Below are 16,658 nucleotides of genomic sequence, written 5' to 3' on the forward strand. Positions count from 1 at the left end.
GTGTTTTCCTGCTCAGAACCACACGCCCAATTCAACGCCATACGTGCGGGGAGGCAGGTATTCAGACACATAGACGAAGCTGCCGTTGGCTTCCTGGAAGCGGGAAGCGTTCGTGCGGATCTTGTCGTTGCTGAGGTTCTGCACGTAACCGTTGACCCACCAGCGGTCCTGCGGCTCCGTGTAGCGCAGCGAGAAGTCACTACGCACGTAGGCTTTTTGCTGATCGCCGGGTCCCAGGTTGAATTCGCTGAGCCACTGCATGCTTTGATATTGGGTACTGATGCGCGGCGTCAAACGGCCGCCATTGGGCAGATGGAAATCGTGTTCGTAGATGGCCGTCAACGAAATATCCGGTGCATGTGGCAAATCGTTGCCGGTAATGTTCATGCAGTTGGCCAGGTTCGACTGAGGCGGGCAGGCCGGCAGGCCGGCGTAATCGTTGCTGCCGGCATAAATCAGCCTGCCGAGTGTTTTCTTCGGAATGGACGAGAACACCAGGTTGGCGCGGTCGTCGTGGTTTTGGTAGGCCAGTTCGGACTCAAAGCCGGCGACGATGGTGCTGCCCTGGACATTGGAGAAGCCCAAGCCGTGATTGCCGTCGGGATAGACGATAGGCGCGGATAGCTGGAAGTTCTTGAAGTTTTCGTAGTAGGCCGCGCTGTTCCACGTCATGTGTCCGTCGAGGAACGTGAACTTGCTGCCGATTTCGTAGTTGGTAAGTTTTTCAGGCTGGTACAGCGTGCCGCCGTCTTCCGTGCCGCCGGACTTGTAGCCGGTCGAAACGCTGGCATACACCATCGCATTGTTGCTGAACTCATAGTCGGTACGGGCCAGCCAGGTCACGTTGTTCTTGTGATAACGGGCATCGTTGTGCTGCGACACCGTAAAGCCCACGTCCTGCGGCAACTCGCCGGGCGTAATCGGCAGTTGCGGTACGTTCGGATCATAGGCCCAACCCCAGTTGATGCCGCCTTCGTTCTTTTTGGTGTCGTCGGAGAAACGTGCACCAACGGTGAAGTTCAATGCATCGGTGGCATGCCAGACTGCTTGTCCGAATACGGCTTCGGATTGCACAGTTTCCTTGGGCTGGATGAACGAACCTTGCCAGTTCACCGTGCCCAGCTCCGTGCCATTCATGATCGGAATGTCGAAGCGAATGTTGTTGTCTTCCGCAGCGTAATAAAGGCCGAGAATCCAGTCCACGGTGTTTTGGCCGGTCGATTTCAAATCGAATTCGTGGCTGTAGCTGGAGTAGTTGGAGTAGTTGGTACGGTCGTCCTGATAAACGCCGCCCGTGGTGAAACTGGTTGGAAGAATGGAGCCGACGTCCTGGTCATAGTCGCTGGCGCCGGAATAGCGGTTGTAACCCGCGATGTAGGTCAGCGCGATGCCGTCATTGATCTGCCAGTCCATGCGGCTACGCACCGTCTTGGAGGTGCGATGCAGGTAGGGGGCGGTGTCGATCAGCGCGGACCAGAAATCCTGGCCTGGCCTTGGATCTTGCATCAGGCTCAGATCCGGCGTGCCGCGATCGAGGAAATATTCGTACGAGAGATTCCACTTGAACGAATCAGTGGGCTGCCATAGAGCGCTGATACGCGCAGCCGACTGGTTCTGTGCGTTGTATTTGTTGCCGTTGGTGACATACAGCGCCTGGTTGATCGGCTGGAAATTCGCCGGATTGCCGCCACTGGCGAGATAGGCCGTTCGCTGCTGGCCTACGGAAGGCAGTTCGCTGCCCGGGTTCTGATAGTTCACATAGCCATCGTGCTGCTCGTGCGCCACCGCGATGCGCATCGCAAAGGTGCTGCTGATCGGCAGATTGATCGCCGCTTTCTCACCGGATTGGTTGTAGTTACCCAGCGACATCTGGGCATTGCCATAGAACCCGCCGTTGATGTCCGGTTTGACAGTTTCGAAGTCGACCGCGCCGGCCGTGGAGTTGCGGCCCCATAGGGTGCCCTGCGGACCACGCAGCACCTGCACGCTATCAATGTCCAGCAACAGGCTGGTAGCGGTTTCGGCGCGCGGTGCATAGACACCGTCAATGAACAAGGCGACCTCGGGGTCGGCATACTCGGTCTTGGCGCTGTCGTTGCCGATGCCGCGCAGGGTGAGTGTGGTTACGCCGTGATCGCCTTCCGTGGTGGCCTGCAGGCCCGGCACCAATTTGGTGATGTCCTCCACCGTGTTCACATGCTCTTTATCGAGCGTATCAGCAGTGATGGCAGTGACGGCAACAGGGGTTTTTTGCAGCGGCGTTTCACGCTTGGTCGCGCTGACTTGAACGGCTTCCAGGCTTTTAATTTTTTTCTTTGACGGGCCTGTGTTCGAAGCCGCGTCCTGTTGTGCGGCATTCTGGCCGGCGGCCAGTACGGGGCCCGAGGCAAGCACGGCGACGAGCGCTACGTACATGGCCGAATGGCGAAGCATCATTTCATTCCCCTCCTAATGAATTCATGTTGTCAGGTGCCCCGGTTCTGTTTCCCCGAACCTTTGGCGGCACCACGGTGGCGACAGCGCCGCTACCCTTATGACAGCGCTGTCATAAGTGGATAATAGGGTGCTTCTGGCAAAGAAGCTTGTCGCATAGCAACACGGATATCCCGGGGAGGGGAGTCGCATGGCACGTTTGCAAAGCATCTTGGTTGTGGGAGGTGGGGCCGCTGGCTGGCTGGTGGCCTGCTATCTGGCCAAGCATTTGAATGCTGCCGCGCCTGGCAGTATTCGTGTGGAATTGGTGGAGTCGCCAGGCATCGGATTGCTTGGTGTAGGCGAGGCTACGTTTCCATCGATTCGCGGAACGTTGGCCGCGATCGGACTCGATGAGCGTCAACTGTTGGTAGGAGCGAATGCCACGTTCAAGCAGGGCATTCGTTATGACCATTGGGTGCGTCCTCCCGGTAGCGCGGGGGCGCCTCGCTTCTTTCATCCTTTCAGCTTGCCGAGTCAGCGTGCCGGTTATCCAGAACTATTGCCTTACTGGCTTTTGGGAGGCGCGCCGACCGGTATGCCATGGGCGCAAGCTGTCACGATGCAGTCTCGTCTCGTTGCAGAAGGACGCGGCCCGAAGCGTTTAAGTGATCCCGCTTACCAAGGGCCAATGAATTACGCGTATCACTTCGACGCGGCACATTTTGCCGTTGTGCTCGCGGAACACGGGCAGAAGCTTGGTGTGAAGCGTCACGAAGCAACCGTCGAACGTGCAGTGATGAATGACCGCGGAGCGATCGCAGGCTTGATCACTCGCGAAGTGGGTGAGTTGACAGCGGATCTCTACGTGGACTGCACGGGCTTGCGCAGCCGCCTCATCGGCGAAGCCCTGCAGTCACCGTTTCGCAGCCGTGGCGACGTGCTGTTCGCGGATCGCGCCGTGGCGATGCAGGTGCCATACCCGAGTGCCGACACACCTATTGCATCCTGCACTATCGCCACGGCACAGGAAGCCGGCTGGATCTGGGATATCGGGCTGCAACAGCGGCGCGGCGTGGGCTATGTGTATTCATCGCGGCACTCGAATGCCACGCGCGCCGAAGATGTGATCCGTCATCACCTGGGTGCAGCGGCCGATGGGCTGGAACCCTTGCACATCACGTTTGAAACCGGCTACCGGCCAGAGCACTGGCGCGCAAACTGCGTAGGCATAGGGTTGGCTGCCGGTTTTGTGGAGCCGCTGGAATCGACCGGCATCGCGCTGGTGGAATTAGGTACTTATCTGCTTGCCCATCTGCTGCCAGTGCAGGGCGATGACATGGAGCGTGCAGCCAGGCAGTTCAACGCCATGATGTGCGCCCGCTACGAGCGGGTGCTCGATTTCATCAAGATGCACTACTGCCTTTCCCAGCGGCGAGATTCGACATTCTGGATGGATAACACCGACGCGGCGAGCATCCCGGAAACTTTGCGTGATCGTTTGGCGGCATGGCGCCATCGTCCGCCGCACCGGTTGGATTTCGTGACCGATCTGGAAATGTTTCTTCCCGCGAGTTGGCAATACGTGCTTTACGGGATGGAGTTTCAAACCGATCTGGAGCCCATGCGCATGGCTTATCCGCGCATGGCCGAAGCGCAGCAGGAGTTTGCCGCTATCCAGCAGGTTTCCGGACGCGCTTTGAATGACTTGCCACTGCACCGCACCTTGGTGGAGCAGATGTGCCAGGCTTATCTGCAGCAAGGCGGCGCGGTGCATGAAGCCCGCCTTACCTGAGCCTTGATGATCAATCGCGGTCCTCGTTGCAGTCTGATGCAGCGAGGACCGCGTTGTGCATTAAGGGCCAGCGCAATCCACGCTGCGATCCGAATTGGAGGCGAGCATCACGGCGGCGATCGAGAGCGTCGTGCCGGGGGTGCCCCGCAAGATGAATGGGCGATCGACATGATGCATGTCCGCGCCGTGGCGCTGGAAACACTTCAGGGGCACGCCCAGGCGAACCCATTGCCCTTGAGGTTCGGACTTGAGCGCATCGTCCAGAGAAACCTCGGCATCACAGTGTTGCCCGCAGCCGAGTCCCAGTGATAGGCCTTTGGGAACAGGTGCATCGACGCGCAGTGTGGTCACTACCTGTATATCGCCATTGGCCTGGCGTGACAGGTCCTGAGCATTCGCCGTAACCAGCATGATCTGGGCAGAGTGCTTGCCAGTCCATGTAAAACGTCGCGCGTCTTCTTGCACCTGATGATCCACCGCATGCACACGTACATCGCCTTCCAGGCTGCTTGCCGGCATGGCGATAACCGGTTTGGTTTTACCCGCCGTATCCTGCAACACCAGCGCATAGCCGGACGCCGGTTTGCCGCGCAGGAAATAAGTGCCGCTTTGAATTTTCTCCAAACGGATGCCCGGATCTTCGGAAAGCTGAGGCAGATCGCCGTTATCACGATAATTCAGGCCGTAACCGTAGGCGAATTGAGGATTGGCGGCGGTCTGACTGGTCTGCGCCGCGTTACGCGGCCAGTTGTAAGCGAGTTTTCCGTGGAAATCGTATGAGATGCTGCCATCGCGTTTGCGCAGGAGTACGTCGGCGATGCCACCACCTTCCGATCCTGGCAGCCACGCAGCCACAAACGCGTTGGATGCGTTGATCTCGGGATTCACCCATAGCGCACGTCCCGACAAAAACACCGCGACGACGGGAATTCCTTCGCTACGCAGGCGACGCAGCAACTGAAGATCAGAATTGTTGCCTGGCTTGTAGGCAAGATTCGGGCGATCGCCTTGGAATTCGGCATAAGGATCTTCACCGAAGACGACGATGGCGACATCTGGCTTGTGCGTATACGAACCATCTGTCGATAGCGTGGCAGTACCCCCCGCAGCGTCGACTTGCTCCTTGATCCCGCTCCAGATGGATTGGCCGTGCGGAAAATTAGCATTGGTGGTTCCTGTGCCTTGCCAGGTCAGGGTCCATCCGCCGCACTGTTTGGGAATGTTGTCCGCACCGTCGCCAGCCACCAGGATGTTTTCGTGCGGATTGAGCGGCAGCAGGTGATGCTCGTTTTTAAGCAGCACCAGCGATTCACGCACCGCCTGTCGCGCCAGCGCACGATGAGCCGGACTCCCCAGTAGATCGAATTTGCCGCCCAGTGGCTGAGTGGAAGGGGCTCCCATCTTGAACAACCCCAAGCGCAGTTTTACTCGCAGAATGCGGCTGACGGCATCATTCAGGCGGGCCATGGGGATGGTGCCATCGCGCACCTCGGCGAGAGTGTGCTGGTAAAGCCCGCGCCAACTGTCTGGAGCCATCAACATGTCCAGCCCGGCATTGATCGCCTTGGGGCAGTCTTCATTGGTGCAGCCCTTGACCTGGCCGTGTGCGTTCCAATCGCTGACGACAAAACCGTCGAAATGCATGCGTCCTTTCAATACATCCGTGATCAGCGCCTTGTTGGCGCTCATCTTCACGCCGTTCCAACTCGAAAAGGATGTCATTACGGTTTGCACGCCGGCATCGATGGCAGGGGGATAGCCTGCGTCGTGCACCTCGCGCAGCGTTGCCTCACTGATCTGGGCATCACCTTGGTCGACGCCGTCATGAGTTGCTCCGTCGCCCAAGAAATGCTTGGCGCTGGCGATGACGTGATAAGCGTCGAGAAAGGCACGGGTCCCCGCTTTTCCCTGCAATCCCTCCACCGCTGCCGTAGCGTATTGCGCCACCAGCTTGGGATTGGATGAGTAGCCTTCGTAACTGCGCCCCCAGCGCAGGTCCTGGGGAACGGCAAGCGTGGGCGCAAACGTCCATGGAATACCGGTGGCGCGCGCTTCCTGCGCCGTGGCGGCGCCGATTTCACGCACCAGTTCCGGATCGTGCGTTGCACCCAGTGCGACGTTCTGCGGAAAGATCGTGGCGCCCAGCACATCGTTGTTGCCATGCACGGCATCGATGCCAAAGAGCACCGGGATGGCAGGACGTCCCTTCGGTACGTTCATGGAGGCGCGATAGAAGGCGTCGGCCAGTGCAAGCCATTGCTCCGGTGCAGCCAGCCGGCCACCGCCCGGCTTGGAGTTTCCGCCTGCGAGGATCGACCCCAAGTGGTACTTGCGGACATCTTCGGGCGTCACGCTACCAATGTCGGCCTGGATGATCTGCCCGACTTTTTCTTCGGGCGTCATGGTCGCCAGCAGCGATCGAATGTGCGCCTCCAATGACGGATCGGGGGGCAGGGGGGAGTGGGCTTCCGGCCAGGTGTTGGGGTGTACCGCCGTACCGGCGTGATCTTGATCTGAGGCAGATGTGGCGCCAGCAAGGGCGGCAAAGAGAAGAACACCGGCACCTAGGCGAGACAAGCTGACTCCTCGGGCGTTTGGCATGCGCAGTCCTTTCTATGAGTCGCCGACACGACGGGACCCGGAAGAGGGGTGGGTTTTCGCCAAGTATTCTTAGGATATGACAGCGCTGTCAATCTGCAGTGCGGAGCAAGACGTCATGATGGCGGGACGCCCTGCGGGACGATGCGGGGCGTGGCAAGGGGAAAACGCCCGGCTCCCGTCAGCAAGACCGGCAAAAAAAAAGAGTGGCGGGTGATCGCCACTCTTCGACTTTTGCAAACGAACCGGAAAGGGCGTCAGTGGGCGTCTGAAACGACGCTGACACCTTCCTGCACCTGTACGCGATTGCCCGGATCGTGATCCATGCGCGTCGTGCGGGTCACGCCGTTGTACACATATTGCACATCGTAGCCGACAATCCGATCGGTCGTTTCGTTGACTGTCTTGCACTCGTGTTCAGTCGTGGAAACGACTTGGTCATGCTGATGCGCGGCTTCAATGCGATTGCCTACGTATCCGCCACCGACGGCGCCTGCAACGGTTGCCAAGGTGTTGCCCTTGCCGTGGCCGACTATGTGCCCCAGCAAACCGCCTGCCACGGCACCGATAGCGGTTCCTGCGATGCGATGCTGATCTTTCGGCGGCTCGGTGTGATTGACCACCACATCCTGGCAAACCTGCCTTGGATGATTTACCGATTGATGAACCGGCGTAACGCTAACGACCTGCGCGTACTGCGGCCCTGCATTCTGGGCGGGTGCAGCGGCCGGTTGCGGTGACGAGGCGGCGGCATCCACAGCAGGATCGGTCGCACTCGCCTGGTGGCTGCATCCCGTCAGTCCGGCGACAGCTGCCGCCATACTGGTCATGCAAAGCGTTTTGACTATTAACTTGCTCATTTTTGAATCCCCCATCGAGTCACGAAACAAAGGCCTTACCCCTGCTTTCCCTAAAGAAAATATTGAATGTCGTTCCACCTGAACGCAACCTTCACGAGTCATTGGCAACGGCTGAATAGGATCACGCGGACGCGGCTTCGCGATGAAAGAGACTGCTGAGATCATCGCGTTCAACGGCCTATTATGCCTTTGATGACGATCTGTGGCCGAATCAGCGTTGCAGATATGCATACTGGGCCACATTAGTCGGTGGTCTCTGCCCGATGATCACATCAGCGCCGTTAACCTGCCGATGTCCTTCGAGCAGGAGCCGAGCATGTCCATAACGACCACGCGTGTATACCGGGGAATCGAGTATTCCTATCGCTGCTTTCCAAAAGCAGACAAGCAAGATGGTCAGTACCAAGTCTTCATTCGCTTACCCGAACAGGACTGGCACGACACCATGGCCAATGCCGCGCCCGGCGACGTGGAAAAGCGTTGCCGCGAGGCTATCGATCGGCACTATGAAACGTCCGGCCCTTAGTTGTCTGCCGGATGGGTGCATGCCATCTTGAAGCACAAACTTGTCATGGCGGGGAGGGAAGCTATGCCACGGGATACATCGCAGAACGACGCTTCGATCATCCAGGATGCATACGCGGAAAGATTGAAAGGCCTGGTGGACACTTTCTTTCTTGGTGTGGTTCAAGCTCCCGATAAGTCCGAGCAAGCCAAAGAAGCATTCGTTCGAGGTGTCTTGTTGGCGCGTGCCGTTCGCGACGCAGCCATCAAGGCGTTACCTGATGAAGGCATCCCTCCACCCAAGCCATTTGACACGCTAGCCTGATAAGTGGCGTGACTGTGACTTCATCCGAGCGTGCCTGCTGGTTGTGCAATGCTCGCTCGCGGCATCGCAGGCGAATGTGATTACGAAACGGTGCGGCGGCATTCGTAGGGATAACTAAGCCTGTGATAAGCACGTCCTAAGCTTCACCTAAGAAACCCGTTGCGTGGCATAACCAGGGATGACTCACGTCGCAGTTGTGCATGCAAGGCTTGAAAACTTCAGTACGCATTAAGCGTTTTAAGTCGAGCATCGAAACCGAATCAACGGAGGTGTGTCATGACCAAACGCATAGCAAGCAAAAAGGTGTTGATCGGTTTGGCTGTTGCGGCGCTAGCCGCTGCACCACTCGCCGCATCGGCGCACGATGGTTGGGGTCATGGCGGCGACTGGCATCATCATGGATGGGATCGCGGTGGCTGGCATCATGATGGAGGGTACCGTGGCGGTTATTGGCGTAATGGGCATTGGATAGCCGGTGCGGTCATAGCCGGTGCCGTAGCGGGCCTTGTCGATGGCGCGGTGGCACCAGCACCCGCCTACTATGCACCGCCTCCGACGGTGGTTTACACCCAGCCCACGGTGATCTATCAAAGCGCACCTGTCGTAACGCGAACAGTAGTTTACGGTTCGCCATATGGTTACTAGCACGTCACGATAGCCAAGCAGCGACAAAAAGCCCGGCATTGCCGGGCTTTTTGTGTGCGTGTCATCCGTGTAGTAGGGCTGGCGGGTGGTGATCGCCGAACATCTTACCGGTGCTGACCGTGACGGATGGCCTGCTGTCAGGCGCTATCGTCTGTGCTCAAGCGGAGTGCCTCTAGCCGATCGCAGCCCGGCGATACTAGGCAAGCTGCAACAGATAGATGTCGACCCTTTCCTCCCGGTCACGAACGGCTACTTTCGATAAGTGGATGAAAGGCAGGTAGAGTCGTACATCAGCTACTGGTGGCACAGTCTGACCTAAATGCGCAGCCCATTATCTTTGGTACCCGTACAGAAACCGGCTTTAGCTACCAACAACTTCGAGTCGATGTTCTCGGACCGGCTATCACCATCATCGAATTTCGGAACCTATCCTCGCTGATCGACAGCCGTGCAATGGAAGAGATGCACCGACTCGCTCGCGAGACGTTACCGCTAAAAACCGCGACTGTTTATCGTATCGGCGCTGAATGATCCGGATGCTAGCTGCTTATGCCCAGGCACCACATCGTATCAATGGTCTTGATAGGTAGGTGTACTGCGGGCCGCTGAGCAAACTGCCTAAATCATTCGAATGCGGGTTGCCAGAAGAGCGATCGAACATACCCAATTCGATCGGCCATTGATCCGACTAGACTTCCGTTTTCCCTGCAATATCAAGAGCATCTTCTACTTCGATACCAATGGATCGCACCGTGTTTTCGAGCATTGGTATGTCCAAGGAGCAGTTGCCTGGCACGCCGGTTCTTGGTGTGTCGGTATGTCAAAATAAGGGTTTGATCTCGTGTAGCATTAAGGTGGAAGAGGTGGCGCAAAGGGAAGCTAAACATCTGGTGCATATTGCCGGATCAAGGCGCTGGTGAAGCATTGGGCTTCAGGGGGGCGATTGAATACTATCGAAATATTGAGATATGCCATGCTTGCCGTTACCTTGGCGAACGGAATCGCGCTCTTATTTCTTCAATTAAGAGCTTTCCGCGAGCATCATCATTACAGCTTCCGTCTTCTGGCGCTGGCTACAATCGTGGCGCTGCTTTCAATCGGTGTGTTGTTCGTTCCCCGCCTTGTTTCGAAGGTAAGCGATTTGTCTGCATTGATCGCCAGCGCGTTGCTTTACGGCTTATACGCGGTGCTTGGCATCTGGGGCACTGCATCATTATTCCGTTCTTACGGCGCGCTTCGGCAACGCGCCTAACTCGTTCAAGGCGCAAGCCCCGGGCGCCGCTTAACATAAGGCGTTAGGCATCAAAATGAGAGATCCCAAAAGGATTGATTCTGTACTTCAGATGCTCCGCACCGTCTGGGAGCAGCAGCCCGACTTGAGGCTTGGTCAGCTCTTGGTCGTTGCGGCTCGTCCGAAAGAGCCTTGTCCAGAAGTCTTCTACATGGAAGATGAAGTCTTTATACGTGAGTTGCTCCGCTATCGACAGGCGTTGACATCCGGAGCCATTTCGCCCGATACCTAACAGATCATCCAAGCGGACGCGCGTTCCGCATCGCTTAACTCAGGCGTTAGACAACATGTTCAAGTTCCGCGCATTCATGTTGGCTATCGTGGCGCTTACTGGTTGCAGCGGCGTGACGATGAGGCATCGCTCAATAAACCTGATTTCGTTCACCGAAACCGACGGTGTAGGGCATCAGGTTCGGCAACTGTCTTTCATTCTCACGAACGAGCCGGCGGAAACCTGTATCTCTGGAGATTGGAAGAAGGCCAAAGTCGTCAACGACATCGGTGCTTACACAAAAAAGCCCGCGTATAAGCTGGAAAATGGACAGCTTGAGGTTCTACTGATCAACCAAATGTGCGACGCCTACGACTCTTATGTCGGTGAACTTTCCAATGGGCAGTTTCACGGCGACCACGTTGCTTATGGCTTGAGTTTCGACAAGACTCTTGGCAACGTGTCGGGCACGTATGCAGGTAACTAGCATGTTGCCTGACTACTCGTCCGATCGGACGCGTGTACGCGCGTCGCTCAACGCCGGCATTAGGTAGTACGGAGCTAGACCAATGAGGTGGCTACCGATTCTATTGTTGGCGCTTATCCCCGCTGCTCATGCGAGCGAGCCTTATAGTTTCTTGCCGGCAGATCTCAAATCTGCTGCGGGCGTATACGCACACGCCGCTGGCCTTTTGCCGCTAACGCCAACGGCAGATTTTGAACTCCGCATCTGGACCCGTGACTACATGTCTGGATCGGTCACAGGAGTCGTCGTATTCAACGGCACCCGGCGCTCATTTGAAAGTGTCTCCATTTATAAGCAAGGAAGGATAGTCGTGAAAGCGGCCCATTTAGGCCCTGAGAGACCAATACGCAATTTGAATCAACTAAAAAGACTGATTGAAGGATTGGGGGCTTACGACGGAACCGCCGTATCGTGTGGTGTCATGGATGGCGGATCAGATCTGGTAGACGCAGTTGTGCAAGGTCATGCAATTACGGTCAAAGTCGATAACCCAGAATTTTGTACCGACAACGCGTCCCAAATTGTTGTAAAACTTCTTAGCAAGCTTCGAGATTGAAACTGGGCGAAGTTTAGCCTAACCACTTATTCAAGCGGACGGCTTCGCCGCCGCTCAACTCCAGCGTTAAATTTCTCGGGAATGGCTGCTTTGCGGCATGCATTTGCATTAGGCGACTGGCCATTGTTTGCCGAACAACGACCATGCCTCGTGTCGCTATCCGTCTTCGATTTGATCCGATCAGACTTCCGTCTGCTCTGCAATTATCTCGAATGGTCAATGTTCGACCCTGAGGTCTCGTCCGGCGTCTTGATCTGGTTGCCACAAAGCCACCGGTCGGAACTTTGCCCGTGCTAGGCATGCGTCGTTTGAGTTCGGAGCGCCAGGGGAGCTACGTGCGATTGGCGTCATTGGAGCCATCCGCTTGTAAATCACCCATGCGCGGTTTACAGTGAACCATATGGTTCACTATCAAGCTCGCCTCGACACAACGTTCGCCGCGCTCTCCGATGTCACCCGACGCGGCGTGCTGGAGCAGCTCGGCGGTTCAAACGCTTCAATTACCGACCTTGCCCAAAGGTTTCACATGACCCTCACGGGCATGAAGAAACACGTCAGCATCTTGGAGCAGGCGGGGCTCGTGACCACGGAGAAGGTCGGGCGCGCACGAATCTGCAAGCTCGGACTGCGCCGGCTGGAAGAAGAGGCCGCCTGGATCGAGCGGCATCGCCAACTTTGGAGCGCACGCTTCGATGCGCTGGACGAAATCGTCGAACACTTGAATAGCAAGGAGAAGGCAGATGCTCGAAAGAAACGAAAGTAATGCCGCCGCCACGAATCGCACCAACGTGGAACGCAAGTCCGATCGCGAACTCATGGTGACACGAACATTCAATGCCCCCGCGCACATCGTCTTCGAAGCGTGGAGCAAACCCGAATTGTTCCAGCGTTGGTGGGTGCCGAAGTCGGTGGGCATGACACTGGTCTCGTGCGACATGGATGTGCGCACCGGGGGCATGTATCGCCTCGTGTTCAGCCATCCGGCCTTCGATCAACCGATGGCGTTCTTTGGCACGTACCGCGAAGTGACACCGAACAAACGCATCGTCTGGATGAATGAGGAAAGCGACGAGGGCGCCGTGACCACCGTGACGTTCGAAGAAAATGACGGCAAGACGCGAGTCACCTTCCACGAACTCTATCCCACCACAGCGGCCCTCGAAGAAGCCCTCGCCGGTTCGGCAGAAGGCTTGCCCGAACAGTTCGCGCAGCTGGATGAGTTGCTCGCAGGCCGGTCGTGACCACCTCGCGGCCACCGGTGTATGGAAGGGGCGGCGACGAAATACACGATCGCCGCTGCGCAGGCCCGTTCGGCGCCATGTGAGGACGATATGCTCAGACGCGATTTCCTGAAGACTGCCATAGCCACCACAGTGCTGACTGCGGTCCTTCCTGTTCAAGCCAAGCAGAGTCTCACCATGCCGAACGAGCATTTTGCCGACGTCAATGGCCAGCATCTCTTTTACAGCGTGCATGGCGCCGGCAAGCCGCTCATTCTTCTCCACGGTGGCATCGACCCAGATAGCTTCGGGAGCAATCTGGCCAAACTGGCCAAGGGGCGGCAGGTGATCGCCGTCCATCTCCAGGCACATGGGCGCACGCCAGACACGCACAGGCCACTGCACTGTGAAACGATGGGCGACGACATGGCCGCGCTGATCGGCCATCTGAACCTCGGCAAGGCCGATGTCATGGGCTACTCGCTGGGCGCCAGCGTCGCGCTGCAGACCGCTATCCGCCATCCGAGCGTAGTCGACCGACTCGTACTCGTGTCCGCGGCGATGAGGCAGGACGGCTTTTATCCAGAGGTCGTGGCGGCCTTCAAACAGTTGGAGGCCAACGCTGCCACGCTCGGCCCTAGCGTCAAGGCATCACCGTTAGGGAGGACCTATCCCGATGTGGATTGGACCAACCTTTTCAGGAAGGTCGGTGACCTGACCAAACGTCCCTTCGACTGGAGCGCCGACGTCGCCACGCTTCACACACGCACACTGCTGATGTTTGCCGACGCTGACGCCATCCGGCCCGAACACATGGTCGAGTTCTGGAAAGCGTTGGGTGGCGGCCAGCGCGATGCCGGGATCGACGGTTCTCTGCGGCCCGCAAATCAGCTCGCCATCGTGCCGAACACCACCCACTACACGATCCCCATCGATCCGCTGCTGCCGGAGATTGTCGAACGCTTCCTCGGATCTGCATGGAAGGCAGTAGGTTAGAGGCCCGCGAAGCGCTCACGCAGCTATCAGCGCGCGGGAAAGTCGCGCGTGTCCTTTGTGTTTTGAACAACCGGACACGCCAGCGCAGACGCGTGAGGGTTTATGGGTGAGGAGGGTTGTGATGTGCAGTGCCTGGCGTGGCGGAAGGCATCATCCGGCTTCGAGCAATTTTTCTCGGCGGATTTAGCGTTGGCTTTGTAGTTCGGTAATGTCAGATATTGGCCGACGCCGCACCCTGGAGACATCGGCAGGCTGTCAACATCAGCGCCGTGTTCAGGCATCACCAGCATCCGTGCACAGGCAGAAGTCGCGTCTATGTCGCTGCAACACAACTGGGGCAAAGTCTCAAACTTGCATCGCATCGGCAAAACGCGCTGGACAAACCACGGTGCTTTCCGCGATGGTTTGCAGGTCGGGCGTGCTCATCGCACAACAGATGGCACAGCACGCCCGACCTTGGAAGTGAGAGCGCGGGCCGTATGAGGTACGAACTCATCCGACCCGCTGACCATAACAACTTACTCGAGGAAGTTATCATGGCTAAGCCGAATGATACGGCACGCACAGGGTTCTGTGTTCACCCCCTGCCGATCTTCATCCCTCTCACCGCCACGCTGCTTGCGTGGTGTCAGGCGATAAGGGGCACGTAGTCCAAAAGGGCTTACCACCTTTTTAGATAATGCAGCGGGGCGTTCGCCCTGTGTCCCGTCACGCCGCGTGCAATGCGCGGCGTGATTTAAAGACATGGAATCATGCTATGCAAAACAAACATCATCCCTTGCTGGATTCACACCCTTACCAGCTGAGTGAAGACGGCCATATCAAGCTGCAGGAAATCCGCGATCAGCTTTTCTTTCTCGCCGCACTCGCTTATCCGCACAACGAGCCGGAAGATGGGGTCCTGCTCGAAGTCAGCCGGTCAGCATTAGGCGAAAGCTTCGAACGCTTTGCGGGCCAAATTAACGAGGTATTGCATCATGCCGTGACGCGGCCTCGCCTGGAGTTTGTCTAAAAGAGCACGGTGTAAACAGGTATGCGGTGAACATGGAAATCGAACCTACGCGTTACGGATACGTGGGGTTCGACTAAAAATAAAGATGTTTACTGCAGCTTGAGAAAATATCGGGAAAATCCACCGCAGCGACGGCCTCACCGGAGCAGTGCGATGGATCGTCCCTAAGCATCGGCGCTTCCACTCCAGGCCTTTGCAAAACTAACGAGTCATCACTCGCCCGTCATGCGGATGCGCTACTACAACGTCCAGCACGATCAGGCGATGGAAACGGGAAGGGCCTTGCCGCGCTAACGCGCGCGCGTGGACGCCGATCGAACGAGATGACCTATCCCGAGCGGTAGCTTTGCGTCAATCGCTTCGACTGATCGCGAAATGGCTTCATCGCGCTTCCTCAATGATTCCCCGTTTGGCTTCAGTCAGAGCAACTCAAGTCGAGCTGCGCTGAACAAGGCCACGCGAGCGCCATTGTCCCACCAGTTGTTATCCATCTCTTGATATCGGGCAATCTTCATGTCGTCTATGAGAACTGCCAGGTCGTAGGGCGCATACGGATGAGCAGCGTTGCTGTCGCCACCGGTATAGGCCCACTCGACCGCTTCAGCAATGTTCAAATAACGACCGGCGATGGCGACATCTTCCGCACCCAATGAAGGAAGGTGGAGCGTGATGGCTTTTTTTGCATGCGCGGCGATCTTCAATACGGCCTCGCGACGGAATGCAAAGTCGTCTTCGAAAACCTCTTTGAAGGCATCAGAGCCAATAGGGTGCGCCAAAGCCTTCTGCAGATCCCTCAGGCCATTGGCACCGACACGAGCCGCTTCACCGGCCCCATCGAGATCCTTCTGGATACGCGCGACCTTCGGCAACTTGCCGGCGTGCGGCGTCAGGATCATGCAAAAATAACCGCCGACCAAGTAATGCGCATACTCCTGAGATTGGCCTGGCTTGATGCCGCGGAGAAACGAATCAGCAGTGCCTCGGAACGCCCACTCCTGCGCATGGTCGAACACGCGCTCAAGCATGGGCGACATCCAGGCGGGAAGGCCAAGCGTGGCTTCAAACTCCTCCGGGGCGTAGCGCCCAACTATCGCAGCGGTCGGACCGCGCTCACGATCGCCTTGAACAAAGAAGCCCTCGCGGGCCTTCCTCGCAATCGTTGCCAGCATCTCATCCTTGAGAGATTGCTTGCCGTGGAAGGAGATGTATTTCGTCATGGCAGTTCATGTCCTTGCTGGATGATTGAATGAACGAACAACCCAGCAAGTCCCGCGCCACCCTGCTTGGCCAGATAGGGATGATGGGAATGTTTCTATTGACGAATAAACCCGCCCAGCCGGCTCCTTGACTCCGCGCAGGTTGCGGTTATCTCACGCGAACCAGTCGCCTGGCTTCGGGTGGTGAGGCACATGGTCCTGGAGTCAGCGTCGAACTATTGGCGTCGATGGGTCGACTTTCCGACAGTCTTCCGGCAAAAGCTAAAAGGCTTAAGGAGCCTCTGAACAAATCGAAATGGACAGCCAAACATCTTTCGCCGCACTGAATCCGGGAAATCGAATGCGCTCTTGTGGGACAAGCTTCCCGAAGGTGCCGCCGTTCTTTACGCAACCACAGGCGTCATGGCCATCAGCTGGCGCCTGACCATCCACAGGTTCGACAGCGCAAACAGCGTCTTGATCTGCGCTGTGTTCTTCGCCAGCCCCTTGT

At 57.3% G+C, this 16,658-nt stretch carries 17 protein-coding genes; 12 read left to right on the forward strand and 5 right to left on the reverse strand.

All coding sequences use genetic code 11. The annotated features are described in order from the left end of the window. Window positions 1–12 precede the first annotated feature (12 nt). A complete protein-coding gene (locus AC4HNJ_RS13355; RefSeq protein ID WP_490480075.1) occupies window positions 13–2,436 on the reverse strand; it encodes a TonB-dependent receptor in 2,424 nt (807 codons plus the stop codon). Window positions 2,437–2,623: 187 nt separating this feature from the next. On the opposite strand from AC4HNJ_RS13355, the gene AC4HNJ_RS13360 reads away from it, so the two are divergent. Further along, window positions 2,624–4,207, forward strand: a complete 1,584-nt coding sequence (locus AC4HNJ_RS13360) for a tryptophan halogenase family protein (protein ID WP_490480076.1) — start codon at window positions 2,624–2,626, stop codon at window positions 4,205–4,207. Window positions 4,208–4,267: 60 nt separating this feature from the next. Here the strand turns inward: AC4HNJ_RS13360 and AC4HNJ_RS13365 are convergent, their stop codons facing one another. Then, window positions 4,268–6,808 carry a glycoside hydrolase family 3 protein gene (locus AC4HNJ_RS13365; RefSeq protein ID WP_490480077.1) on the reverse strand — a complete coding sequence of 847 codons (2,541 nt, stop codon included), beginning with the start codon at window positions 6,806–6,808 and terminating at the stop codon, window positions 4,268–4,270. Window positions 6,809–7,062: 254 nt separating this feature from the next. Then, on the reverse strand, window positions 7,063–7,665 hold the full coding sequence (locus AC4HNJ_RS13370; RefSeq protein WP_490480078.1) for a glycine zipper 2TM domain-containing protein: 603 nt from the start codon (window positions 7,663–7,665) through the stop codon (window positions 7,063–7,065). A 316-nt stretch (window positions 7,666–7,981) separates the two neighbouring features. Here AC4HNJ_RS13370 and AC4HNJ_RS13375 point away from each other — a divergent pair, with 316 nt between their 5' ends. The 5 genes from AC4HNJ_RS13375 to AC4HNJ_RS13395 all read left to right on the forward strand — a co-directional run bounded on the left by AC4HNJ_RS13375 (window position 7,982) and on the right by AC4HNJ_RS13395 (window position 10,391). Beyond that, entirely contained in the window at window positions 7,982–8,191 is a 210-nt protein-coding gene (locus AC4HNJ_RS13375; protein WP_490480079.1) for a hypothetical protein, read from the forward strand. Between the two features lie 63 nt (window positions 8,192–8,254). Then, entirely contained in the window at window positions 8,255–8,494 is a 240-nt protein-coding gene (locus AC4HNJ_RS13380; RefSeq protein ID WP_490480080.1) for a hypothetical protein, read from the forward strand. A gap of 276 nt (window positions 8,495–8,770) precedes the next feature. Further along, window positions 8,771–9,139, forward strand: coding sequence for a hypothetical protein (locus AC4HNJ_RS13385; RefSeq protein WP_490480081.1), 369 nt, complete (start codon window positions 8,771–8,773; stop codon window positions 9,137–9,139). A 300-nt stretch (window positions 9,140–9,439) separates the two neighbouring features. Then, the gene (locus AC4HNJ_RS13390; protein ID WP_490480082.1) at window positions 9,440–9,670 is read left to right on the forward strand and encodes a hypothetical protein; all 231 of its coding nucleotides are present in this window, start codon (window positions 9,440–9,442) and stop codon (window positions 9,668–9,670) included. 442 nt (window positions 9,671–10,112) lie between these two features. After that, window positions 10,113–10,391, forward strand: coding sequence for a hypothetical protein (locus tag AC4HNJ_RS13395; RefSeq protein ID WP_490480083.1), 279 nt, complete (start codon window positions 10,113–10,115; stop codon window positions 10,389–10,391). 43 nt (window positions 10,392–10,434) lie between these two features. Here the strand turns inward: AC4HNJ_RS13395 and AC4HNJ_RS13400 are convergent, their stop codons facing one another. Further along, the gene (locus tag AC4HNJ_RS13400; protein WP_490480084.1) at window positions 10,435–10,674 is read right to left on the reverse strand and encodes a hypothetical protein; all 240 of its coding nucleotides are present in this window, start codon (window positions 10,672–10,674) and stop codon (window positions 10,435–10,437) included. 43 nt (window positions 10,675–10,717) lie between these two features. On the opposite strand from AC4HNJ_RS13400, the gene AC4HNJ_RS13405 reads away from it, so the two are divergent. The 6 genes from AC4HNJ_RS13405 (at window position 10,718) to AC4HNJ_RS13430 (ending at window position 14,951) form a co-directional block, all read left to right on the forward strand. Beyond that, window positions 10,718–11,128: a hypothetical protein gene (locus AC4HNJ_RS13405; RefSeq protein WP_490480085.1), complete on the forward strand. Its 411-nt coding sequence runs from the start codon at window positions 10,718–10,720 to the stop codon at window positions 11,126–11,128. An 82-nt stretch (window positions 11,129–11,210) separates the two neighbouring features. Next, complete coding sequence (locus AC4HNJ_RS13410; RefSeq protein ID WP_490480086.1) at window positions 11,211–11,723, forward strand: hypothetical protein; 513 nt, start codon at window positions 11,211–11,213, stop codon at window positions 11,721–11,723. A 400-nt stretch (window positions 11,724–12,123) separates the two neighbouring features. Continuing rightward, window positions 12,124–12,486 carry an ArsR/SmtB family transcription factor gene (locus AC4HNJ_RS13415; protein ID WP_490480087.1) on the forward strand — a complete coding sequence of 121 codons (363 nt, stop codon included), beginning with the start codon at window positions 12,124–12,126 and terminating at the stop codon, window positions 12,484–12,486. Continuing rightward, entirely contained in the window at window positions 12,464–12,964 is a 501-nt protein-coding gene (locus tag AC4HNJ_RS13420) for an SRPBCC family protein (protein ID WP_490480088.1), read from the forward strand. The genes AC4HNJ_RS13415 and AC4HNJ_RS13420 overlap by 23 nt, the downstream gene beginning before the upstream one ends. Before the next feature lie 21 nt (window positions 12,965–12,985). After that, window positions 12,986–13,939: an alpha/beta fold hydrolase gene (locus tag AC4HNJ_RS13425; RefSeq protein ID WP_490480089.1), complete on the forward strand. Its 954-nt coding sequence runs from the start codon at window positions 12,986–12,988 to the stop codon at window positions 13,937–13,939. Between the two features lie 757 nt (window positions 13,940–14,696). Then, window positions 14,697–14,951: an XAC0095 family protein gene (locus AC4HNJ_RS13430; protein WP_490480090.1), complete on the forward strand. Its 255-nt coding sequence runs from the start codon at window positions 14,697–14,699 to the stop codon at window positions 14,949–14,951. A gap of 419 nt (window positions 14,952–15,370) precedes the next feature. Here the strand turns inward: AC4HNJ_RS13430 and AC4HNJ_RS13435 are convergent, their stop codons facing one another. Further along, complete coding sequence (locus AC4HNJ_RS13435; protein WP_490480091.1) at window positions 15,371–16,168, reverse strand: hypothetical protein; 798 nt, start codon at window positions 16,166–16,168, stop codon at window positions 15,371–15,373. Between the last annotated feature and the right edge of the window lie 490 nt (window positions 16,169–16,658).

Source organism: Dyella sp. SYSU CM1112, assembly GCF_058216415.1.